The 22,383-nt window shown below is 34.9% G+C and carries 19 protein-coding genes and 1 pseudogene; 18 read left to right on the top strand and 2 right to left on the bottom strand.

Going from position 1 to position 22,383, the window contains the following annotated elements; all coding sequences use genetic code 11:
* Positions 1-244: 244 nt before the first annotated feature.
* From IYQ23_RS07075 to IYQ23_RS07015, 12 genes and pseudogenes are all read left to right on the top strand, one after another.
* Entirely contained in the window at positions 245-478 is a 234-nt protein-coding gene (locus IYQ23_RS07075; protein ID WP_003025778.1) for a DUF1858 domain-containing protein, read from the top strand.
* The gene (locus IYQ23_RS07070; RefSeq protein ID WP_195674490.1) at positions 478-1,842 is read left to right on the top strand and encodes a DUF438 domain-containing protein; all 1,365 of its coding nucleotides are present in this window, start codon (positions 478-480) and stop codon (positions 1,840-1,842) included. Before IYQ23_RS07075 ends, IYQ23_RS07070 begins: the two co-directional genes overlap by 1 nt.
* 10 nt (positions 1,843-1,852) lie before the next feature.
* A complete protein-coding gene (locus tag IYQ23_RS07065; RefSeq protein ID WP_003036340.1) occupies positions 1,853-2,107 on the top strand; it encodes a DUF1912 family protein in 255 nt (84 codons plus the stop codon).
* 336 nt (positions 2,108-2,443) lie between these two features.
* Positions 2,444-3,025, top strand: coding sequence for a GNAT family N-acetyltransferase (locus tag IYQ23_RS07060; protein ID WP_022526363.1), 582 nt, complete (start codon positions 2,444-2,446; stop codon positions 3,023-3,025).
* A complete protein-coding gene (locus IYQ23_RS07055) occupies positions 3,022-3,831 on the top strand; it encodes a hypothetical protein (RefSeq protein WP_037593754.1) in 810 nt (269 codons plus the stop codon). Before IYQ23_RS07060 ends, IYQ23_RS07055 begins: the two co-directional genes overlap by 4 nt.
* 102 nt (positions 3,832-3,933) lie before the next feature.
* Positions 3,934-6,582, top strand: a complete 2,649-nt coding sequence (locus IYQ23_RS07050; protein ID WP_195674489.1) for a valine--tRNA ligase — start codon at positions 3,934-3,936, stop codon at positions 6,580-6,582.
* 7 nt (positions 6,583-6,589) lie between these two features.
* Positions 6,590-6,979 carry a hypothetical protein gene (locus tag IYQ23_RS07045; protein ID WP_003070197.1) on the top strand — a complete coding sequence of 130 codons (390 nt, stop codon included), beginning with the start codon at positions 6,590-6,592 and terminating at the stop codon, positions 6,977-6,979.
* 67 nt (positions 6,980-7,046) lie between these two features.
* Entirely contained in the window at positions 7,047-9,863 is a 2,817-nt protein-coding gene (locus IYQ23_RS07040) for a hypothetical protein (protein ID WP_324252732.1), read from the top strand.
* Between the two features lie 158 nt (positions 9,864-10,021).
* Complete coding sequence (locus IYQ23_RS07030) at positions 10,022-14,509, top strand: hypothetical protein (protein ID WP_195674488.1); 4,488 nt, start codon at positions 10,022-10,024, stop codon at positions 14,507-14,509.
* A 148-nt stretch (positions 14,510-14,657) separates the two neighbouring features.
* Complete coding sequence (locus IYQ23_RS07025; RefSeq protein ID WP_003070190.1) at positions 14,658-14,819, top strand: DUF6290 family protein; 162 nt, start codon at positions 14,658-14,660, stop codon at positions 14,817-14,819.
* Positions 14,820-14,900: 81 nt separating this feature from the next.
* On the top strand, positions 14,901-15,047 hold the full coding sequence (locus tag IYQ23_RS07020) for a hypothetical protein (protein WP_020998973.1): 147 nt from the start codon (positions 14,901-14,903) through the stop codon (positions 15,045-15,047).
* Positions 15,048-15,258: 211 nt separating this feature from the next.
* Positions 15,259-15,534 (top strand): annotated as a pseudogene (locus tag IYQ23_RS07015) (cell filamentation protein Fic); the annotation flags it as partial.
* A 205-nt stretch (positions 15,535-15,739) separates the two neighbouring features.
* On the opposite strand, the gene cysK reads toward IYQ23_RS07015, so the two are convergent.
* Positions 15,740-16,669 (bottom strand): cysteine synthase A, encoded by a 930-nt coding sequence (gene cysK / locus IYQ23_RS07010; RefSeq protein ID WP_195674487.1) that lies wholly within the window; start codon positions 16,667-16,669, stop codon positions 15,740-15,742.
* Positions 16,670-16,768: 99 nt separating this feature from the next.
* Positions 16,769-17,404: a YigZ family protein gene (locus tag IYQ23_RS07005; RefSeq protein ID WP_195674486.1), complete on the bottom strand. Its 636-nt coding sequence runs from the start codon at positions 17,402-17,404 to the stop codon at positions 16,769-16,771.
* Between the two features lie 57 nt (positions 17,405-17,461).
* Here IYQ23_RS07005 and IYQ23_RS07000 point away from each other — a divergent pair, with 57 nt between their 5' ends.
* The 6 genes from IYQ23_RS07000 to IYQ23_RS06975 all read left to right on the top strand — a co-directional run bounded on the left by IYQ23_RS07000 (position 17,462) and on the right by IYQ23_RS06975 (position 22,305).
* Positions 17,462-18,763, top strand: a complete 1,302-nt coding sequence (locus IYQ23_RS07000; protein WP_195674485.1) for a DEAD/DEAH box helicase — start codon at positions 17,462-17,464, stop codon at positions 18,761-18,763.
* Entirely contained in the window at positions 18,760-19,425 is a 666-nt protein-coding gene (locus IYQ23_RS06995) for a ComF family protein (protein WP_048800490.1), read from the top strand. Before IYQ23_RS07000 ends, IYQ23_RS06995 begins: the two co-directional genes overlap by 4 nt.
* Positions 19,426-19,503: 78 nt before the next feature.
* A complete protein-coding gene (gene hpf / locus IYQ23_RS06990) occupies positions 19,504-20,046 on the top strand; it encodes a ribosome hibernation-promoting factor, HPF/YfiA family (RefSeq protein WP_003025754.1) in 543 nt (180 codons plus the stop codon).
* 187 nt (positions 20,047-20,233) lie between these two features.
* A complete protein-coding gene (rsmD, locus tag IYQ23_RS06985; protein ID WP_025271932.1) occupies positions 20,234-20,782 on the top strand; it encodes a 16S rRNA (guanine(966)-N(2))-methyltransferase RsmD in 549 nt (182 codons plus the stop codon).
* The gene (gene coaD / locus IYQ23_RS06980; protein ID WP_195674484.1) at positions 20,772-21,269 is read left to right on the top strand and encodes a pantetheine-phosphate adenylyltransferase; all 498 of its coding nucleotides are present in this window, start codon (positions 20,772-20,774) and stop codon (positions 21,267-21,269) included. The genes rsmD and coaD overlap by 11 nt, the downstream gene beginning before the upstream one ends.
* Positions 21,250-22,305, top strand: coding sequence for a SepM family pheromone-processing serine protease (locus tag IYQ23_RS06975; protein WP_195674483.1), 1,056 nt, complete (start codon positions 21,250-21,252; stop codon positions 22,303-22,305). The genes coaD and IYQ23_RS06975 overlap by 20 nt, the downstream gene beginning before the upstream one ends.
* Positions 22,306-22,383: the final 78 nt, after the last annotated feature.

Below are 22,383 nucleotides of genomic sequence, written 5' to 3'. Positions count from 1 at the left end.
GATTTAATAAATTTTCTTTTGTTTGTGAAATATTTTGCTTTAAAAAGAGGGGCTATCAATTATTTTACTTGTGAAAAATACAAAATCATTTTATTATAACAAATACTTATACTATATTAAAAATAGTTATAGATGCTTGATTCAGAAAAATGGAATGAGGCAAAGATAAAGAACGCTTTGATTTTGCTTAGAAAGCAACTGCTTTTTGTGTTATAATAATAGAAAAATGTTCATGAGGTGAAATATGGACAATATCATTGATGTATCCATTCCTGTAGCAGAAGTAGTGGACAAGCACCCAGAAGTGTTAGAAATTTTGGTGGAACTGGGTTTTAAACCGCTTGCCAATCCAATCATGCGCAATACGGTTGGTCGCAAGGTGTCGTTAAAACAAGGTTCTAAGTTAGAGGGAACCCCTATGGATAAAATTGTCATGACATTGGAAGCAAATGGCTATGAAGTGGTGGGGCTAGACTAATGGCAGATGAACGAATTGAGATTTTGAAATCCATTTTGTTGGATTTGCACCATGGCGCAACAGCAGAAGAGGTTCAAGAGCAGTTTAACAAGCATTTTACAGGCGTTTCGGCTATTGAGATCAGTCTTATGGAGCACGAACTGATGAACTCGGATACGGGTGTAACCTTTGAGGATGTTATGTCGCTTTGCAATGTTCATGCGAATCTTTTTAAGGGAGCAGTGAAAAATGTAGAAGTGGTTGACACAGATCATCCAGGACATCCAGTTCAAATTTTTAAGCAGGAAAATCTGGCTCTGAGAGCGGCTCTGTTGCGGATCCGGCGCCTCCTTGATACCTATGCTCAAACAGATGATGCAGAAATGAAGACAGAGTTGGAAAAGGGGTTGATGCGCCAGCTGGGCTTGGTCGGTCAATTTGACATTCATTATCAGCGCAAGGAAGAGCTGATGTTTCCGATTATGGAGAAATACGGTCATGACTCACCACCCAAGGTTATGTGGGGTGTGGACGACCAGATTCGAGAGCTTTTTCAGGAAGCAAAGACTGCTGCTGAAGATTTGTCTAACCTAGGTATCGAGCCAGTTCGAGCAACATTTGAAAATTTTGCGGCTGAATTTGAGGCGATGATTTTCAAGGAAGAATCCATCTTGCTTATGATTTTGCTGGAATCTTTCACACAGGACGATTGGTTGAAAATTGCAGAAGAAAGTGATGCCTATGGCTATGCGATTATCAAGCCGGCTGAAAAGTGGGTACCAGCTCGTCAATCATTCACGGAGGCAGAAAAAGAGGCTGCTGAGAAGACTGGAAGCGAAGCGGCAGCTAGTGATGAGCTTGTGTCAGACGGTACTATTCAGCAAGTCATTGAGACACCTGATGGGCAGGTCACCATTTCTTTTAAACCAAAAAAGAAAAAGGCAGAAAACAATTTTGATCGACAGATCCAACAGTCTTTTGGACAGGGCTATTTGTCAGTGGAAGAGGCAAATCTAATCTTGAATCATCTGCCAATGGAGATTACCTTTGTTAATAAGAAGGATATTTTCCAGTATTACAATGACAGTGTGCCAGCTGATGAGATGATTTTCAAACGGACGCCGAGTCAAGTGGGGCGCAATGTCGAGCTGTGCCACCCGCCTAAGTTTTTAGAGAAAGTTCGCTTTATTTTTAAGGAATTGCGTGAAGGTAAGCGAGACAAGTTTGTTATGTGGTTCAAGTCTGAGTCGCGGGATAAATTTGTTCATGTGACGTATGCGGCGGTGAGAGATGAAGCAGGAGAATTTCAAGGTGTGCTGGAATATGTCCAAGATATTCAGCCTTTCCGTGATATTGAAGAAGATTTCTACCGAGGAGTAGATTAGAAGGAATATGATGACGTACGAACAGGAATTTTTAAAGGATTTTGAAGCTTGGGTCAAAACTCAGGTGGCAATCAACGAAATGGCTCTTCAAGAGAGTCAAAAAGTCTATGAAGAAGACCAAGATGAACGCGCTAAAGAAGCCGCGATTCGTTATGAGAGTCGTCTGGATGCTTATCAGTTTTTATTGGGGAAATTTGCCAACTATCAAGAGGGCAAGGGATTTCATGACCTACCAGACGGACTTTTTGGGCAGAGAAATTATTGATTTTCTCTAGAAAACATGTTAAACTAAATGCATTAGAGGTGTTTTGAATCCCATTTGTCACAGAAAGCGGCACTGCTGAGAAATCCGCACAAATGTCAAAACTGGTTGCTAAGGCTAACAATGAAATAATGGTGTCTTTTTGTTTACTTTTAGGACTAGTCAGTGAGTTGTAGGCTGTACTGGGGTACGTCTAAGCGAGCTAACGATGTAATAAAAGATAAACAAGAAGACTAGAGTTGCGGGCATCTGCCCGAAATTGGGTGGTACCGCGGAGTGATTCGTCCCTGTCATGTATGGCAGGGACGAATTTTTATAAGCGGAACGGGGAGAGGAATTATGATAAATATTTTAGGTCAAATTGAAGACAATAAACTTCCTGATATTGAAACAGAGCGGCTGTATTTACGCCAACGTCTAGTCTCAGATGCTAAAGAGATTTTTGCTTATGCGAGTTTGCCAGAGGTGACTTGGCCAGCTGGTTTTCCACCTGCAGAAAGCGTGGAAGAAGAGGAAAATTATCTCGAAAACATTATGCCAAAGCGCTGGATTGAGCAAAAAATACCGTCTGGTTATGGTATCTGCTTGAAAGGAACAGATGAAGTCATTGGCTCGATTGATTTTAATCATCGCCATGCTGATGATGTTCTTGAAATGGGCTATTTGCTTCACCCAGATTATTGGGGGCAAGGGATTGTGACAGAAGCTGCGCGTGCGCTGTTGGAAGTTGGCTTCACCCTACTCAATCTCTACAAAATCGAAATTGAATGTTATGGATACAACAAAGCAAGCCAGCGTATTGCTGAAAAACTTGGCTTCACCCTCGAATCTCGCATTCGTGACCGCAAAGACGCACAAGGCAAACGCTGTGATTTATTGCGTTATGGATTGCTGAGGAGTGAGTGGGAGGTGGAGAAATGAACTTGACTATTGAACAAATCGCCTCTATTATTAGTGCAGTTGGGATAAGCACAATCGTTAGTGCTATAATCGCATTCGTTCAAAATAATAAAAAGAACAATCTAGATTTTGTTACAAAAGAACGATCAGAATGGCGAAAAAAATTAAAAGAAATATTATCAGAATTAAGTGATGATACTAAAAAAGAGTCCGCTATAATCAAATTGAAATCAGAAATAAATCCATATGGGAAAAATATGGAGTTTAAGGATACTAAACCGTATTATATGAAAGAAGGACATATTTGGGATTTACTAGATAGCGGAGAAGAAGTTGATTTTGATAGATTAGCATCCTATATTGAATTACTCTTAAAATTTGATTGGGAACGTTCGAAAAATGAAGTAAGATTCCAACCTACTAAGATGATAAATCAAGTGCTGAATTTACTTTTGTTTTTTTCAGCTATATATTGTCTTTATATAGTATCTGTTAATTATATAAGTGACTTAACCAATTTGTGTTATGTAATGAATCTTTTCATAAGTCTTGTTGCGTATATTTTAATTTTATTACAGCAGTATATAACAAATGCTTTTATTTCAAATCCATCTGAAAAAGCAAAAGAGCAAATCTGGATATTTATTATACTTTATGCGTTTCCGTATATTTGTATAACATGGAACCTAATCTATAAATTTAATTTAGGTATGCCTTTTTACTTTATTAGTGTTGCATTAATTTTTGCGTATGAAATCTTCTATTTATATCTACCTTATGCTTATGAAGATACATATATTAGAGAAATAAAGAGGTATTTAAGATAAAAAAGTAAAAAAATCAATGAGGGCTCCTGTTTTATTTTATAATTACAGGACAAATAAAAAAACAATTTATTAAAGAATTAAACTAGAAAAAGGAGAAAACACATGTCAAAAGAACTTTCACCAAAATATAACCCAGCTAAGGTTGAGGCTGGGCGTTATCAAAAATGGTTAGATGAGGATGTTTTCAAGCCGTCTGGAGATAAGAAGGCTAAGCCTTACTCTATCGTGATTCCACCACCAAATGTGACGGGGAAATTGCACCTTGGTCACGCTTGGGATACGACTTTGCAAGATATTATTATCCGTCAAAAACGTATGCAAGGTTTTGATACTTTATGGCTTCCTGGTATGGACCATGCGGGGATTGCAACACAAGCAAAAGTTGAGGCACGTCTTGCTGAAGACGGTATCTCACGCTACGACCTTGGTCGTGAAAAATTCCTTGATAAAGTCTGGGAATGGAAAGATGAATATGCATCAACAATCAAACAACAATGGGGTAAAATGGGTATCTCTGTTGACTACTCACGTGAACGTTTCACCCTTGATGAAGGTTTGTCAAAAGCGGTTCGTAAAGTTTTCGTAGAACTTTACAAAAAAGGCTGGATTTATCGTGGTGAATTTATCATCAACTGGGATCCAAAAGCTCGTACAGCCCTTTCTGATATTGAAGTTATCCATAAGGACGTGGAAGGTGCTTTCTACCATATGAACTACATGTTAGAAGACGGCTCACGCGCCCTTGAAGTAGCAACAACCCGACCCGAAACCATGTTTGGAGATACGGCTGTCGCTGTCAATCCAGAAGATCCTCGCTACAAAGATCTGATTGGACAAAATGTTATCTTGCCAATCGTTAACAAAGCTATTCCAATCGTTGGTGATGAACACGCTGACCCAGAATTTGGTACTGGTGTGGTTAAAATCACTCCAGCCCATGACCCTAACGACTTCCTTGTTGGTCAACGTCACAATCTTCCTCAAGTTAATGTTATGAATGATGACGGTACGATGAACGAACTTGCTGGTGAATTTGCTGGCATGGATCGCTTTGAAGCTCGCAAAGCCGTTGTTAAAAAATTGGAAGAAATTGGTGCGCTTGTTAATATTGAAAAAATGACACACTCTGTTGGTCATTCAGAACGTACGGGTGTTATGGTTGAACCACGTTTGTCAACACAATGGTTCGTTAAAATGGATCAATTGGCTAAAAATGCGATTGCCAACCAAGATACTGATGATGAAGTGAAATTCTACCCACCACGTTTCAACGATACTTTCCTTCAATGGATGGAAAATGTTCACGACTGGGTTATCTCTCGTCAGCTCTGGTGGGGGCATCAAATCCCAGCATGGTACAATGCTGAAGGTGACATGTACGTTGGTGAAGAAGCTCCAGAAGGTGACGGATGGACTCAAGATGAAGATGTGCTTGACACTTGGTTCAGTTCAGCCCTATGGCCAATCTCCACAATGGGTTGGCCTGACACAGACTCAGAAGACTTCAAACGTTACTTCCCAACATCTACACTGGTAACTGGTTACGATATCATCTTCTTTTGGGTATCACGCATGATTTTCCAATCATTGGAATTCACAGGACGTCGTCCATTTGAAAACGTACTTATCCACGGTCTTATCCGTGACGAACAAGGACGTAAAATGTCTAAATCACTTGGTAACGGTATTGACCCGATGGATGTTATTGAAAAATATGGTGCTGACGCGCTTCGTTGGTTCTTATCAAACGGTTCTGCACCAGGTCAAGACGTGCGTTTTTCTTACGAAAAAATGGATGCCGCTTGGAACTTCATTAACAAAATCTGGAACATTTCTCGTTATATTTTGATGAACAATGAAGAGTTGACACTTGACCAAGCGAGTGAAAATGTTGCAAAAGTTGTGGCTGGTACAGCCGGGAATGTTACTGACCGCTGGATTCTTCACAACTTGAATGAAACAATTGCCAAAGTTACTGAAAACTTTGATAAATTTGAATTTGGTGTGGCTGGTCATATCCTTTACAACTTCATCTGGGATGAATTTGCTGACTGGTACGTTGAATTGACAAAAGAAGTGCTTTACAGCGACAACGAAGATGAAAAAGTGATTACTCGCTCAGTTCTGCTTTACACACTTGATAAGATCCTTCGTTTGCTTCACCCAATCATGCCGTTTGTGACGGAAGAAATCTTTGAACAAATTTCTGAAGGTTCAATCGTAACAGCTGAATACCCAACAGTTAACCCCGCATTTGAAAATGAAGCTGCGCACAAAGGTGTTGAAAGTCTCAAAGACCTGATTCGTGCTGTCCGTAACGCACGTAGTGAAGTGAATGTTGCCCCAAGCAAACCAATCACAATCCTTGTGAAAACAAGCGACAGCGAATTAGAAGCATTTTTCAATGCTAATGTCAACTACATCAAGCGCTTCACCAATCCAGAACATTTGGAAATCGCGGAGGACCTTGCTGTGCCAGAACTAGTCATGTCCAGCATCATCACAGGAGCAGAAATCTATCTGCCTCTCGCTGACTTGCTCAATGTTGAAGAAGAACTAGCCCGCCTCAACAAAGAACTGGCCAAATGGCAAAAAGAACTAGACATAGTTGCCAAAAAACTCGGTAACGACCGCTTCGTCCAAAACGCCAAACCCGAAATCGTCGAGAAAGAGCGACAAAAACAAGCTGATTACCAAGCCAAATACGACGCCACAGTGGAACGGATTAAAGAGATGGAAAAGTTGGGGTAGTGGCTAAATGAAAAATTTAGTTGAGATGATAACAATCTTACTGGGATTATTTACTTTATTTTTTGGAATTTTACAATATTTTTGGCAAAAAAGGTTTGATGAAAAACTGCGAGTTTATAAAAACTATCTTGCAGTAGTTGCATTGTCAACTTTATCACCAGAAAAGCAAAGGGAAATTCAATTACAACAAAAACACATCCTTTCAAAACAAGAATTAGTTCTCTTTGCTCCTGAAGAAATTGTAGAATTAGCAGGGAAAATTGAACCTATAAATTTTGCTAAAAATAATGAACAAAAATATTTGGAATATTTAAAACTAATCAATCTCATGAGGATAGATTTGCAGAGATTTAATAAAAGAATTTCAGAGGAATCTCTTAGAAAGTTACTTGGTTAGCAACTTTTATAAGCACAGTTGAAAGACTGTGTTTTTTGGTATAATAATAAAAACGGGAGGTTGATTAGTGTTTAGTTTAGTAAAAATAGTATTATGGTTTATTTTTTTCTTTGCGTGGTTATTTGGTAAGTTGAGATGGAATGAAATTCGTACAACCTTTCAAGATTGGTTTCCATTTTTATATTTTATATATTTATTTTTGGTCGTTATACTGCCAGATAATGTTCAAGGATTTAATTTTATTGGTTTTGTAGTATTTTTCTTTTTTGTTATTTCAATTTATAAGGACTTTTTCCGAGGATTGAGATATTTCATAAGCCAATTGCGAGTTGGAAATAAATCTATTGAAAGATTTGATAAGATAAAAAGATATCTATTTAAAGAGAAATTAGAAGATGTTTCAGAATTCTTGCTAGCTATAGTTTTAATTGGACTTATGTATATCCAAATCAACTACGCTACTCCAACTATAAGCTTGGTTAATAAAAGTAATGTGGAATTACTAGGTTTTATTGTAAGCATTTTTGGTATGTATGGAATCTATATTGGTTTCTTGCAGTATCTAGCTGGTGACGTAAAATCAGATACCTATCTAGGGGAAAGTAAAGTTAATTATCTTATTGGACAATCATTTTGGTATCATGTAACACAATCAAAAATATTTATTTTGATGTTACTAGCCGCCATAATTATTCCAGTAACAGTAAAATTAAATACAGCTTTTATAAAGGAGCTTACCATACTGTGGCAGACTTCTTATATGCTATTGTTAGTTATTTATATTTTTTTACTAAGCATGAGTCTATATATTATCCGAGTTGCTTTACTGATGAAAACTAAGGATGATGAAAATCTAAAATACAACATGAGGAAACAGATTCAGGAAGATTATACAGAAACCTTTTGGTTGATTTATCGCAATAGAAGTGTATATGTGAATGATTTTCTTAAAAATAAGTTAACAAGAGATTTTGCTAAATTAGATGTAAATGAATACGAAGAATTTGTGACAAATATTTTTAATTTGGATTATTTTGATACTAGGAATTTATACTGGACCATTTTAAACAAAACAGAGAGAGGGTTTGAATTAACGAGAACTCAGAGGTTTCGTAATAAGCTTTTACTTGATGATAGATCATGGTTGGAAACTTATCAAGATAAGAACGAGTATGACTTAAGACAGGAGTGGAAAAGTTTTTATAAGTACTTTAGAACATTTATTTTTGAGAAATGGAAATTTTTAAAACAGTATAGAGATAATTTTTCTGTTGAAAATTGGAAAAATCTAATCTTAGAAGATTTAAAAATCATTGATAGGATTGTAACAAATGATCCAACATTAGAGTCTTTAAAAATTGAGTATCCAGAAAAAGGAGAGACTAGATTTGTACGATTTCATAGAGATGAGAACAATAACGTTAGAGAGTTTTTGTTTAAAGTATTAATTAACAAAGAAGATATAAATTTAGATGGTCTTTTTGAAGATGTAAAACAGGAAATACAAAATTATAAAGAAAATAAGACCGATCATTTTTACAGATATACATATGATTTTTTAAAATTTAGATTAGTAACAATTCTAGATAAGCATGAAAATGGAGATGTAAACATAAGTTTACCAGAATTTAAAAGACTGTCCGATTACGATGTGTTTCAAAATGGTCAACGAAATGATTATGAAAACAGTATGCTTTATTCTAAAATTTGTTTCAACTACTTAGATAGAGGAAGAATTGAAGATTTTAATCAAAGTAAAATTGAAAAATCGGGTAACGTTGAATTGAGAAAACAAAAAATTAAAAATTTAATCTTAAGTATGAATGAAGAATACCGATTAGCTTTTATGTTATATCAACTATTCTATACAGATCATACTCAGTGGGATGGTAATCTTGGATTTTATGATATAGGAATCACACAAATAATGAGTTATGATGAACAATATCACTATTATTTATTTAATCAAGCGAAAAAGATTATTATTTCTGAGACAGATATTGATCATCGTATTACTGAAAGCTTCTTAAAAAAGCTATGGGATACGAGAGATAATATGATTAAAGATTTTTCTTGGTTTGACCAATTTGGTGAACAACATTTAATGTCAGATTTTAAAATTTTGTACGTCCAATGGTTGTTAACAAGAAAAGAATACCCCCGTGCGGAGAGTAGATTTAATATTGAAAGGGAATTTCCTATTAAAGTATGCAAATCACTTGTTGGAAAAATAAAAGGAAAAGAAAATCGGAAGATTTCAGTTAAAGATTTGAAATGGAGAATTAGATATAAAAAAGAAAGGATTAGTTGTTTTTGCCGAGACTATTTATTATTAACAGATCAATTAACGACTATTTTTACAAAAGAATCTTATTCTCATAAACAAAATAATGTACAAATATCAGTTGAATATCTTTTGCATAGTGGTAAAGTGAATTTATCAGATGTCATAGATAATATATCTGTAGTCAGTTTATTTCGCTTGGAATGGATTTTAAGATGGAACTATTATCAATATACTAGGGAGTCTAACTACACTAGTAGAACATTTTTTGATACGATGACTTCTAATAGTCGCTATTATTGGTCTGGTGGAGATGGGATATTAGAATTTTACATTGTTAAAATTATTGATAATTTTTATCATGATTTATATCAAGATAGAGAGTTTATAGATGGTTTTAAATATCATTTAGAATCACAACTAAATTCATTGAATAAAACTGTTGAAGAATATGTAGAGTCAATTGCTAAGAAAATTTCTGGAATAAATAATATTTCAATTCTACAGAAAGGACAAATTCTCCTAAATCTGAATGATATTTTGCATTATCAGAGCAAATGGGTTGAATTAAAGCCAAAACGGAAATATCGTTATAAATAATGAATTTTTATAACAGGATGGTTGATTCTCTGCTGTATTTATTTTAAAGAAAAAATGGATTAACTGATTTATATAATCTTATAAGCAAGTCTAACTGCAAAGTTAGGCTTGTTTTTGATATAATGTAGGTGAATATATCATTAATAAAGAGGTGTCGTATGCCTTATGAATCAGGTGGAAGAGCAGATAAATTAGGTAATAAATATGAGTTCAACTGGATTGTTTTAAAATTTATTGATATTATTGCTGAAAAAATAGATGCTATTAAAGTTGAAGCTATAGGTGAAGAAGAAGAGGGGGTGGACGTTTGGGTTAGATACTCTAACGGAATAACAGAAGCTCAACAATGTAAAGGAAGAAATGCTAGTAAAGATTATTGGACTTTGTCAGATTTAAATAGTCGTGGAATTTTGAAATGTTGGAAATTACATCTAAGCAGAGACTTGACAACTAAAGTTTCATTAGTTAGTCCACTTCCGTTTACAAACTTTTCTGATTTAATTTATAGAGCTAAGACTAATGATAATGCTCAGTCTTTTATTGATTATCAAGTTAATACATCTTCAGAGCTTAAAAACTTATTTGATAACTATGTTAAGCATTTGGGATTTTCTAAGGAGAAAGACATTCGAAAAATTATAAATTTTTTAAGTAGAACGGTGATTAGACAAGAGCCGTATCCAGAAAATGAAGAATTTATTAAAGATAAGGTTAGTCAATATTTTATTGGTGATGCTGCTAGCATAAAGTCAAAATTCATTAATTTAATTTCACGTGGTGAGATTTTTGGAAGATGGTTTACTCTTAGTGATTTAAATTCATTTTTAGCTAAAGAAAAAATTGAACTAAGAAATTTGGCACGTGATGATAGGATAGTCCCTAGAATAAAGATTTTAAATTATGAGTATAAAAATAGCTTTAAAACATTGGATTCTGGTCTAAAAATTCGCACACAATTTGATGAATGTAAGAAATATATTCAAGAAGGAAAATCGATGATCATTCACGGGAAAGCTGGAAATGGTAAAAGTGGTTTAACAGAAAATATTATTGATTGGTGTGATAAAGGTAATATTTTACACTTAGATTTAAAACTAGATTGTTATATTCCTGAGGATACAACACAAAGATGGGGAGAGAGATTAGGGTTTCCTGCTAGTATCAGTTATTGTTTGAACGCTTTTTCTAAAGAGGGAAATGCTGTTCTTATATTAGATCAATTAGATGCATTAAGATGGACAGCAAGAAATTCTAAAGTCTCACTTGCGACTTGTTTGGAGTTGATTCGCGAAATACGGAATCTTAACTCGGAAAGAGAAAACAAAATTTCAATTATTTTCGTTTGTAGAACTTATGATTTAGAAAACGATAACGGAATTAAGTCACTATTTGACAGAGAGCTAAAAAGTAATACTGAAACTTGGAAAAGAGTTGAAGTTAACGAATTAATGGAAAATGAAGTTGAGGAAATCTTAGGAAGTAAATATCATAGTTATCCAAATAAATTAAGACAGTTGCTAAAAACCCCTAGCAATCTCTACATATGGGAGCAAATTAATAACAAAGAAGAATACTATCAAATAACAAGTACATATAACCTAGTTGATAAATGGTGGAGAGATTTATCAGAAAAATGTCGGGAAGCCGATTTAAGTGAAGATGATCTGAATAAACTAAAAGAAAAGCTTGTAAATTTATTTACTGATATGGGTAATACCGTATTTAGTAAGAGAAGAGTTGCAGGAAACGAGAGGGCTTTACGATATTTAATTAGCCAGGGGATGCTAATAGAACGTTCAAACAAGATTTTTTTCGTTCATCAATCATTTTTAGACTGTTTTGTTGCAGATCGAATGTTTATTGATTATTACAATAACTGGGATATAAAAAGCATTATTGGAAATAAATCACAGCAAAATCCAACAAGACGCTATCAATTTCAAATTTTTCTTCAATTACTGTTAGAGGAGTCGGAAGAAGATTTTTTAGATTTTGGAGACGGGTTAATAAAAGGTAGCGATACTAGATTTAATTTCAAATATGTTTTCTTTGAAATTTTGGGAAGCATTCAAGAACCATCTAAAAAGATTTTAAATTATATAGGAGAGCTGATTCAAGAAACAGAGTATAGAAATCATTTGTTCCAAACGGTAATTAGTGGTCACCCAGCATATGTTAATTTTTTAATAAAAAAGAGAGTTTTGCAAAAATTTTTAGATATCAATAAATCATTGGTAATTAATTTATTAAGTAGTATTTCTCCATATTACACAACTGAAACTACTCAATTTATAAAAGATTCTATAGAAAATTCTAACGATAAGAGCGAATGGGGTAGTTGTTTTAATAGTAACTATAATAATGACTCTGAAGACTTTTTTAATTTAAGATTACATTACTGGAGATATTATGCGGGGGATTCTAAGGGGAATATAGTATTCTATAATGATTATCGTAAGAATCTAAATAACTATAAAATTAAGATTATTTGCTTGTTGCTCGATAAATTTCAAGACTCTGATAATAGCAATAGATTTTATAGTGAATCAAAGAAATTCGATGAAGATTCCCATAATTATATAGATGAAAATTGTATAAAAATAGTCCAAATATTATTGCCTTATCTTAAAAAGTATTCCGAGAATAATTCTACTAAATACAATCTAGCCCTGAAAGAACGCGATAGCTTACAAATATATTACTTTCACTTATTACATGAAGTAAATAAGTATCTAATTTCAAAACATCCTGAGATTTTTTTTGAAACTTATAATAATTATATGGGAAAGGGTGATTATCTCTATAATGAAGTTATTTTAGATGCCTTGTATAATTTACCAGAGAGTTATTCTGATAATTGTATCGAATACTTATTGATTGATTTTAACAAAACACTCTTTGAAAAATCTCAAGGTTATGAAGAAAAATTGATTTTGGCCAAACGATTGATTTCTAAGGTCTCAAAGAGATGTTCATTAGAAATGTACAATAAACTTGAAGAACAAATTATTCATTATGTATCACCTGAGGCTAAACAAAGACTAGCAAGGAGAATTGAAACAAATAAATCTCAAAATGATGTTAGGGTTTATTGGCCGTTTTGGGGAGATTTACAGTATAGATTGCTATCAGTTTTACCGAAAGAAAGAATGAGTAAAGAAGCTATCGAATTACTAAAGGTATTAGAACGATCTAATAGTTTTTCTGATTCTTTTTATGACTCACATTGTGGAAGTGTAGTTTCTCCATTACAAGGTAAGAATATTTCTGCTAAATCTTGGAGAAATATTCTCATCAGTCCAAAAGGTGAGACTAAATGTAGATGGGATAGTGAGAGACACATATTTATTGAGTCTTCTCCTAGAGAATTGGCTACTGATTTTAGAAGTGCTGTTTCTAAAAATCCTAAAGAATACGTTTCTTTATTTTTAAACTTATCGTCTAATCATAAAATCAATGAACATTATATAGATGGTCTACTGAGGGGGATTGTAGACTTAGAAAAAATTCCAGATACTGTTTTAAGTGATCTTGAATTCATCCTACTAAATTTTGTAAATGAAAATAATTGGGAGAATCTTTATTATTTTTTCCAAGTTATAGAGAAGCACTCAGATATAGCATGGTCCGAGAAAGTTTTGGAAAGGCTTAATTATTATCTTAAGAAAACTGATTTAGATGCTCTTGATAAATTTCATGAAGCTAAGACAATGGAAGATTATGTGAGACAATCATATTCAACTTTAAGAGGATATGCGATTCATGCTTTCGACAAGTTAATAACAAATACACCGACACTTGTTTCATATTTTAGGGAGACAATTCTTTTATTGGCAAAAGATAAGACACACTATATAAGAATGAATTCTATTTTTCTCATCTCTACTATTTTAGATTTAGATAAAGAATTTGCTAAAGAATTATTTGAGTTGGTTTTTGATAAAGATAAAAGGATGTTAGCGCATTGGTATAGCGGTTACGTTGTTTATAGATTATATGATGATTATAGAGAAAGAATTCAGTTCTTATTGAAACTAGGTTTTGAGTCTACGGATCAACTCCTTGTAAAAAAGTCGTCCTCTTTGATTACAGAAATTTACTTAAATAAAGGAGATATGGAATCAACTGTATATAGTGGAAGTGGACTTCAAGCAGAAACTATTTGTCAGATGGCGATTGATTATTTAAAAGGGAAGAATTATAAAGAAAAAGCAAAGGAAATCATATTACATTATTTATCATATGATAATATTGATTTTGGAAAGATTTTACCACAGTTATTTATGGATAATTTATTAGACGTTGAAGAAGATAAGGAATTGATATTTAATTTACTAACTTCTAAACATAAAGGAAAGCTATATTATTATTTCTTAGAGTTTCTTGAAAAACAAGTATCCATTTCGAACTACGAAGAAATCATTTTTAAAACGGTAGCAAGTATTATATCTAAAGATACGAAATTAGAATCTGATCCTTATTATGATAGGTTAATTGAAGAACATCTTTCTAAATTAATGCTGAATCTCTATGATGAGCATAAGGGAGATGATACAGCAGAACAGTGTCTAGATATTATTGATCAGATGTTTGAATGTGAATTTGGTAGCTCGCGGATGCTTATTAATGAATTAATGAAAAAATAAACTTTATTTATAGTTAATTACCCTAAGGTTTATATTCTTTTTGGCACCTTCTTCAAATAATAAGCCAAACATCCCATCCACCTTGTTTCCTGTTCCAAAATGTAGTAAAAGATAACTACAAAATAAAAATTTAAAAAGAAGTGATTTCATGGCTGTACCAACATCAGCCCGTTTGTTGGATGAGTTAAATAAAAAGCTAAGTTCATGGACAAATTCTCACAACATCAGTAAATCAGAATTTATTGCGCAGGTTTTGGCGGAAAAATTGGAAGAGCTCTATGATATACAAGAAGCTGATTTGGTTATGTAGAATGCCTTGACGATGGGCAAGTGACCTACTCTCATAAATGTTGATTTTCCTAAAGTACTGGGAAAATATCTGACAGGCAGTTTGCCTGATTATGTTCGCTTTCATGTAGGGGCTTACTGTATCATTGCCAAAGTTGATGACGAGGATTTTGTCATTATGAATGTTCATGCGATTAAGCGTTCAGATGTTTATAAGTTTAAAGGCAAAGGGCGAAAACAAATCTCCTAGAACAAGTCTAACTGCAAGGTTTGGCTTGTTTTTAGTATAATAGAATGTAATAATACTCTTCAACAATTAAAACTATGCATTGTTGCCTTCTACATCCTATACTTCAGTATTGTCTGTGGCTTGTCGCCTAGTCTAATTTTGATTTTTATTGAGTATAAGGCGGAGAATTTTTTTATAAAAATGTCTGGTATTGATTTTAACAAAGGAAAGTTCAGGCATTTGGCAGATTCATCTTTTCTGAGAGAGAAATAATAGAACGATGATAGTTTTTCTAATCAATTATTTACGTGAATTCGGTTTTGAAGTAGACAATACACTCTTTCAAAAACATGCTAAATTTTTCCGAGATATCTTGGCTTTGGATGATGCCAAAATTTTGCAGAAAGGTCTCGAGTTTTTGACTGCATTTTGCAAAACTCTCTTACTTGATGGAGAAAATGACCTGTCTGGTGAGGAACTGTACCGAAAGTTAGTTTTGGATAAATAGCGAAGTAATCTAACATCTGAGGACAGAAAGGTTCCAACTATACATATCTGAAGTAGAGTACCTGAAATAATAAAGTTCCCTATATTTCCAACAAATAAGCCAACATTACTTCAACAAAAAAACAGCTCAATAGTAAAGCTGTTTTTTTAACCTATTTGAAAGTTTAAAATTGTGATTGGTCTTGTATTTACGGATGATTAGACGTTTAAACTTCAACATTATAAAGATCTGTTGATAAATAGCGTTCGCCATTATCTGGAGCAAGAGCTAGAATTTTTTTACCTGTTCCTAGTTTTTTGGCTACTTCAAGTGCAGCATAAATAGCTGCAGCAGAAGAAATACCTACCAGAAAACCTTCTTGTCCACCGATACGACGTCCAAGTTCAAGTGCTTGATCAGAAGTAACGCGGACAATACCGTCGTAAGCTTGAGTGTCTAGTGTTTCTGGGATAAAACCAGCAGAAATACCTTGAATCTTGTGAGGCCCGGGCTCCTCACCGGAAAGAATAGCTGATTCATCTGCTTCAACTGCATAAACTTGTATATCTGGATTGACTTTTTTGAGAGCGTGAGAAACACCAGAAATAGTACCGCCTGTGCCAACTCCTCCGACAAAGGCATCCAATCCTTTTTCACCGAAAGCAGCGATAATTTCTGCTCCTGTTGTTCTTTCGTGTATTTCTGGATTAGCTGGGTTGTTAAACTGAAGTGGTAGCCAGCCGTTTCGTTCTTTAGCAATTTCTTCAGCTTTGGCAATCGCTCCCTGCATTCCTTCGCTTCCGGGAGTTAGTACCAATTCTGCACCATAAGCTTGGATAATTTTGCGACGCTCAACACTCATAGTTTCTGGCATGACAATAACAACCTTATAACCTTTTGCAGCACCTACCCAAGATAAACCAATTCCGGTATTTCCGCTGGTTGCTTCGACAATGGTTGCACCTGGTTGAATCAAGCCCTCTTGCTCAGCAGTCTCAATCATGCTGAGAGCAATGCGGTCTTTGACGGACGACCCCGGATTGAAAGCCTCTAGTTTGACATAGACATCAGCAGCACCTTCTGGAACAAGCCTGTTTAATTTCACGATAGGAGTATTTCCAATGAGTTCTGTAATGTTACGATAAATTTTTGCCATAAAATAATACCTCAATTCTGTTGATACCATCAGTATAAAACGAAAAGAAGTCTTTGTAAAATATAAAAAAACTATCAAGGTGATAGCTTTTTTTAATATTTAGGATAAAGAAATGGGAACTTCAACTTTCCGCAATCCCTGGTCAGTAATGTCGATTTTTCCATTAAACAACTCAATCAACTCCTCTATAACGCTGTCCTTATCATCTTTATCAACAAAAATGGTCGTTTGGACTTGTTCTGTAAAGGATGTATCTTGTTCTTGTAAATGGTTAGCTTTAAGAAAATTGGGTAATTCTTGATATTGACTGTAAGAGAGAGCGATCCTCAGTCCAAGTTGTTCTTTTATATGGACGATCCCGATTTCTTTGATAGCTAAAGCAACGTTGCTGCTATACGCCCGAATAAGACCTCCTGCCCCTAGCTTGATACCACCAAAATAGCGTGTCACGACAGCACAGACATTAGTTAGTTGATGATTTTCTAAAACGCCTAACATAGGTACACCAGCAGTCCCACTTGGTTCTCCATCATCGCTACTTCGCTTCATTTCACTCCGCTCTCCTAATATAAAGGCAGAGCAGTTATGAGTAGCTTTGTAGTGTTCTTTTTTGACAGCCTGAATAAAATTTCGTGCTTCGTTCTCTGTTGTTATACGCTTGATGTGACAAATAAAGCGCGATTTTTTGATTTCTTCTTGGACTTGTCCGTCCTCTTTGATTGTTCTAAACTCCATATCTTCATTTTACAAAAAAAACTTGTATTTTGCCAAAGTTTTTTCGAATAAATAGATATGATAGAATTACAAGATTGCTTAGGTCGTATGTTTACAAAAGCACAACTACCAGCAGAATTGCAATTATATGCGCAAACTTTACCAGCAATGAAAGAAGAAAAAGGGAAATTATGTTGCAATCGCTGTGGGCAAGCAGTTGATAAAGAAAGACACCAACTGCCAATAGGTGCTTACTACTGTAGATCCTGCTTGATCTTAGGAAGGGTCAGAAGTGATGAAGAACTCTATTATTTTCCACAGGAAGAGTTTCCTAAAGCAGATGTCTTAAAATGGCAAGGAACGTTAACAGAATTTCAAGCCAAGGTTTCTCAAAGACTTGTGGAGGCAGTTGCCAAGCGAAAAGATAGCTTGGTCCATGCAGTCACGGGAGCTGGAAAAACAGAAATGATCTATCAGGTGGTAGCACAAGTTATTGATCAAGGCGGGGCCGTCTGCTTGGCTAGCCCACGAATTGATGTCTGTTTAGAACTTTATCGTAGACTGAAAATAGATTTTGCTTGTGATATTTCACTCCTGCACGGTGAATCAGAAGTTTATTTTCGCAGTCCTCTTGTGATTGCCACAACGCATCAGCTTCTCAAATTTTACCGAGCATTTGATCTTCTTATTGTTGACGAGGTGGATGCCTTTCCTTATGTGGATAATCCGATGCTTTACCATGCCGTTGCACAATCAGTAAAAGAGCAAAGTACTATAATTTTTCTAACGGCAACCTCTACAGATGAGCTGGATAAAAAAGTTAGCAAGGGAGAGTTGAACCGCTTAAGTCTCCCTAGACGTTTTCATGGGAATCCTTTAATTGTTCCTCGAAAAGTTTGGCTGGCAGATTTTCAAAAATACCTTTGTCAAAAGAAGTTGGTTCCTAAATTAAGACAATTTCTGCAAAAGCAAAGAAAAACAGGTTTTCCTCTTCTCATTTTTGCTTCTGAGATTAAAAGAGGACAAGAATTTGCAGAGATTCTCCAAAACAATTTCCCTAATGAAAAAGTTGGCTTTGTAGCCTCAACGACTGAAAATCGACTAGATATTGTAGAGAAATTTCGTCGAAAAGAAATCACAATCTTGATATCAACGACGATTCTGGAACGTGGCGTGACTTTTCCTTGTGTAGATGTTTTTGTGGTGGAAGCTAACCATTGTCTGTTTAGTCGCAGCGCTTTGGTACAAATTGCTGGTCGTGTTGGTCGTAGTATGGAGCGACCAACAGGCGAGTTAATCTTTTTTCATGATGGTACAACTATGGCGATAGAAAAAGCTATTAAAGAAATTCGGGAGATGAATCAGGAGGCTGGTTTATGAATAACTGTCTGTTATGTGAAAGTCTACTTGATGAAAAGCTAACATTTTGTGATTTGCTGACTTTGAAGAAGCCCAAAGCAAAAGCTTGTGATGCTTGTTTTGAAAAATTCCAGCGTATTTCAGTGCAACATTGCCCTAAGTGCTATCGTGACGGAATAGATGAAATCTGCATAGACTGTGATGTGTGGACAAAGAAAGGAAAAGAAGTTTGCCATAAGAGTTGTTTTGTCTATAATGAAGCTATGAAAAACTTCTTTAGTCAATATAAATTTCAAGGAGATTATGTTCTTTCTTCTGTATTTACTGAAGTTTTGCATCAAGAATTAAAAAATTATAGCGATTATACGCTCGTGCCAATTCCTGTGAGTGTAGAAAAGTATCAAGCAAGAGGGTTTAATCAAGTAACAGCTTTTCTTGAGGGGACAAAGTTGCAATTTAAGGAAATTTTAGAAAAGTATGATACAATTGCTCAATCAAGCAAGATGAGAGAGGAGCGATTGCAGAGTCAGCAGTGCTTTAAAGTGAAAGACAAGGTTACACTTCCAGCAAAAATTCTTTTGATAGATGATATTTATACCACAGGAGCAACCTTACAACTTGCCAAAGATATTTTAGTGGAAGCGGGTGTGAAAGAAATTTTGACATTTTCATTGGCAAGATAACAAAAAATTTGCAAAAAAAAAATGAAAGCGTTATAATAAAGTAAAGAAAAACAAAATGCTTAGAAAGAAGGTACTTATATGATTAAATATAGTATCCGTGGTGAAAATCTAGAAGTAACAGAAGCGCTTCGTGATTACGTAGTTTCTAAACTTGAAAAAATCGAGAAATATTTCCAAGCTGATCAAGAATTGGATGCTCGTGTAAACTTGAAAGTATATCGTGAAAAGACAGCTAAGGTTGAAGTAACCATCCCACTTGGCTCTATCACTCTTCGTGCAGAAGATGTTTCCCAAGATATGTATGGTTCTATTGATTTGGTGACAGACAAAATTGAACGTCAAATTCGTAAAAATAAAACAAAAATTGAACGTAAAAACCGTAATAAAAAATCAACCAGTCAGTTGTTTACAGATGCTGTTGTTGAAGAAGCTGAAGCTGCACCTGCAAAAGTCGTTCGCTCCAAACAAATTGACTTAAAACCAATGGACTTAGAAGAAGCTCTTCTTCAAATGGATTTATTGGGACATGACTTCTTCATCTATACTGATGTAGAAGACAACACAACCAATGTTTTGTATCGTCGTGAAGACGGTGACGTTGGCTTGCTTGAAGTGAGATAATCAATCAATCCTCTGATTCATATCAGGGGATTTTTTATGTGGTCTGCAATCAGCTCGAGATAATTGCAAAAAACTGTATTAAAAATCATCATGTTTGAACTGCATTTCAAAAGTTAGACAGAAAAAACAATTGACTTACAGCTATCACAGAAGAAAAACTGATACATTCTTTAGAGATTTTGTTATAATATTCTTTATGAGAGTTGTTGCAGGGAAATATGGGGGGCGTCCTCTTAAAACATTGGAAGGCAAAACAACCAGACCGACGACAGACAAGGTTAAGGGAGCTATCTTTAATATGATTGGTCCTTATTTTGATGGAGGACAGGTTCTGGACTTGTATGCTGGAAGCGGCAGTTTAGCGATTGAAGCTATTTCGCGAGGCATGGTTTCGGCTGTTTTGGTTGAAAAAGACCGCAGGGCGCAAGCGATTATCAGCCAAAATATCAGTATGACTAAGGAAAAAGAACGATTTGAACTTCTGAAAATGGAGTCCAATCGAGCACTTGAATTGGTCACAGGACAGTTTGACTTGGTTTTGTTAGATCCACCCTATGCAAAAGAACAGATTGTTTCAGATATTATAAAAATGATTGAACGAGAGCTTCTGAGCGATGATGTACTGGTTGTTTGTGAGACAGACAAGTCGGTGGATTTACCAGAAGAAATCGCAGGGCTAGGTATCTGGAAGCAAAAAATATATGGAATTTCAAAGGTGACGGTTTATGTCAGATAAAATTGGATTATTTGCGGGCTCTTTTGACCCGATTACAAAGGGGCATATTGACTTGATTAAGCGAGCTAGTAAGCTCTTTGATTGCCTTTATGTTGGTATCTTTTATAATCTTGAGAAAAAGAGTTTTTTTAGTATTGAAGCAAAAGAAAAAATGATAGCAGCTGCTCTAGCTCATTTGGAGAATGTAAAAATTGTTACTTCTCATGATGAATTGGCAGTAGAAGTGGCAAGAAAGCTAGGAGTGACAACTTTTGTACGGGGACTACGTAATAGTCAAGATTTGGATTATGAGGGGAATCTCAACTTTTTCAATCATGAATTAGCACCTGAGATAGAAACCATTTTTTTGATAAGCAAACCAGCTTATCAGCATCTCAGCTCATCAAGAATTCGTGAATTGATTGCTTTGGAGCAGGATGTTTCAAAGTATGTGCCCGAAAGTGTCGTAAAGGAGTTAAAGAAACAACATGGAAAAATCACGAACTAAATTTAAAAAATGGCCGATAGTGGCTGTAGTAGGGCTGCTTCTACTGTTCATGTCTTTTATAGTTCCTCTGCCTTATTACATTGAAGTGCCAGGTGGTGCAGCAGATGTTCGGCAAGTATTACGTGTAGATAATAAAGTGGATAAGGAAAAAGGTTCTTATAACTTTGTCACTGTTGGGATTCAGCATGCAACCTTTGCTCATTTGGTTTATGCTTGGTTGACTCCTTTTACAGATATTTATTCGGCGAAAGATCTGACTGGCGGAACTTCTGATAAAGAATATATGCGAATCAATCAATTTTATATGGAAACATCACAAAACTTAGCCAAATATCAAGGTTTGAAAAAAGCGGGCAAGGATATTAGTTTGAAATATTTGGGTGTTTATGTGTTGCAAGTTACCAAGAATTCAACCTTTAAAGGGATTCTAAATATTGCAGATACTGTGACAGGCGTGAATGATAAGACTTTCAACAGTTCAAAAGATTTGATTGATTATGTAGGCTCACAGAAAATTGGCAGCAAGGTCAAGGTGAACTATGTAGAAGACGGTCAGAAAAAATCTGCTATAGGTAAAATTATCAAACTTGAAAATGGAAAAAATGGAATTGGTATTAGCTTAATTGACCGAACAGAAGTCACAAGTAATATACCAATTGAATTTTCAACTGCCGGTATTGGTGGACCAAGTGCGGGCTTGATGTTTAGTTTGGCAATTTATACGCAAATTGCAGATCCAACATTGAGAGACGGCAAAAATATTGCTGGGACAGGTTCGATTGACCGCGAAGGAAAAGTTGGCGACATTGGTGGGATTGACAAAAAAGTTGTTTCAGCAGCAAAAAATGGTGCAGAAATTTTCTTTGCACCAAATAATCCAGTTACTAAGGAAGCTAAAAAAGTTAATCCTAAAGCGAAAACTAACTATGAGACCGCTTTGGAAGCTGCTAAAAAAATTAAAACTAAAATGAAAATTGTACCTGTCAAGACCTTGCAAGACGCCATTGATTACCTCAAGAGCACAAAAAAGTCGTAAAAATAATTCAATAAAAGAGCAAGTTAATGATAGAAAATTGACTTTGCTCTTTTCTTCTTTCTCTATTTCAACTATCAA

This window comes from Streptococcus sp. HF-100 (assembly GCF_015594635.1).
GTDB lineage: Bacteria > Bacillota > Bacilli > Lactobacillales > Streptococcaceae > Streptococcus > Streptococcus vaginalis.
The sequence above is the reverse complement of the archived record's forward strand: the minus strand, read 5'-3'. Positions and strand labels throughout refer to the sequence as shown.

Excerpts from the sequence above, each read along its gene's own strand:
- IYQ23_RS07075 (WP_003025778.1), top strand. The coding sequence starts at position 245 with ATGGACAATATCATTGATGTATCCATTCCTGTAGCAGAAGTAGTGGAC.
- IYQ23_RS07070 (WP_195674490.1), top strand. The coding sequence starts at position 478 with ATGGCAGATGAACGAATTGAGATTTTGAAATCCATTTTGTTGGATTTG.
- IYQ23_RS07065 (WP_003036340.1), top strand. The coding sequence starts at position 1,853 with ATGACGTACGAACAGGAATTTTTAAAGGATTTTGAAGCTTGGGTCAAA.
- IYQ23_RS07060 (WP_022526363.1), top strand. The coding sequence starts at position 2,444 with ATGATAAATATTTTAGGTCAAATTGAAGACAATAAACTTCCTGATATT.
- IYQ23_RS07055 (WP_037593754.1), top strand. The coding sequence starts at position 3,022 with ATGAACTTGACTATTGAACAAATCGCCTCTATTATTAGTGCAGTTGGG.
- IYQ23_RS07050 (WP_195674489.1), top strand. The coding sequence starts at position 3,934 with ATGTCAAAAGAACTTTCACCAAAATATAACCCAGCTAAGGTTGAGGCT.
- IYQ23_RS07045 (WP_003070197.1), top strand. The coding sequence starts at position 6,590 with ATGAAAAATTTAGTTGAGATGATAACAATCTTACTGGGATTATTTACT.
- IYQ23_RS07030 (WP_195674488.1), top strand. The coding sequence starts at position 10,022 with ATGCCTTATGAATCAGGTGGAAGAGCAGATAAATTAGGTAATAAATAT.
- IYQ23_RS07025 (WP_003070190.1), top strand. The coding sequence starts at position 14,658 with ATGGCTGTACCAACATCAGCCCGTTTGTTGGATGAGTTAAATAAAAAG.
- cysK (WP_195674487.1), bottom strand. The coding sequence starts at position 16,669 with ATGGCAAAAATTTATCGTAACATTACAGAACTCATTGGAAATACTCCT.
- IYQ23_RS07005 (WP_195674486.1), bottom strand. The coding sequence starts at position 17,404 with ATGGAGTTTAGAACAATCAAAGAGGACGGACAAGTCCAAGAAGAAATC.
- IYQ23_RS07000 (WP_195674485.1), top strand. The coding sequence starts at position 17,462 with ATGATAGAATTACAAGATTGCTTAGGTCGTATGTTTACAAAAGCACAA.
- IYQ23_RS06995 (WP_048800490.1), top strand. The coding sequence starts at position 18,760 with ATGAATAACTGTCTGTTATGTGAAAGTCTACTTGATGAAAAGCTAACA.
- hpf (WP_003025754.1), top strand. The coding sequence starts at position 19,504 with ATGATTAAATATAGTATCCGTGGTGAAAATCTAGAAGTAACAGAAGCG.
- coaD (WP_195674484.1), top strand. The coding sequence starts at position 20,772 with ATGTCAGATAAAATTGGATTATTTGCGGGCTCTTTTGACCCGATTACA.
- IYQ23_RS06975 (WP_195674483.1), top strand. The coding sequence starts at position 21,250 with ATGGAAAAATCACGAACTAAATTTAAAAAATGGCCGATAGTGGCTGTA.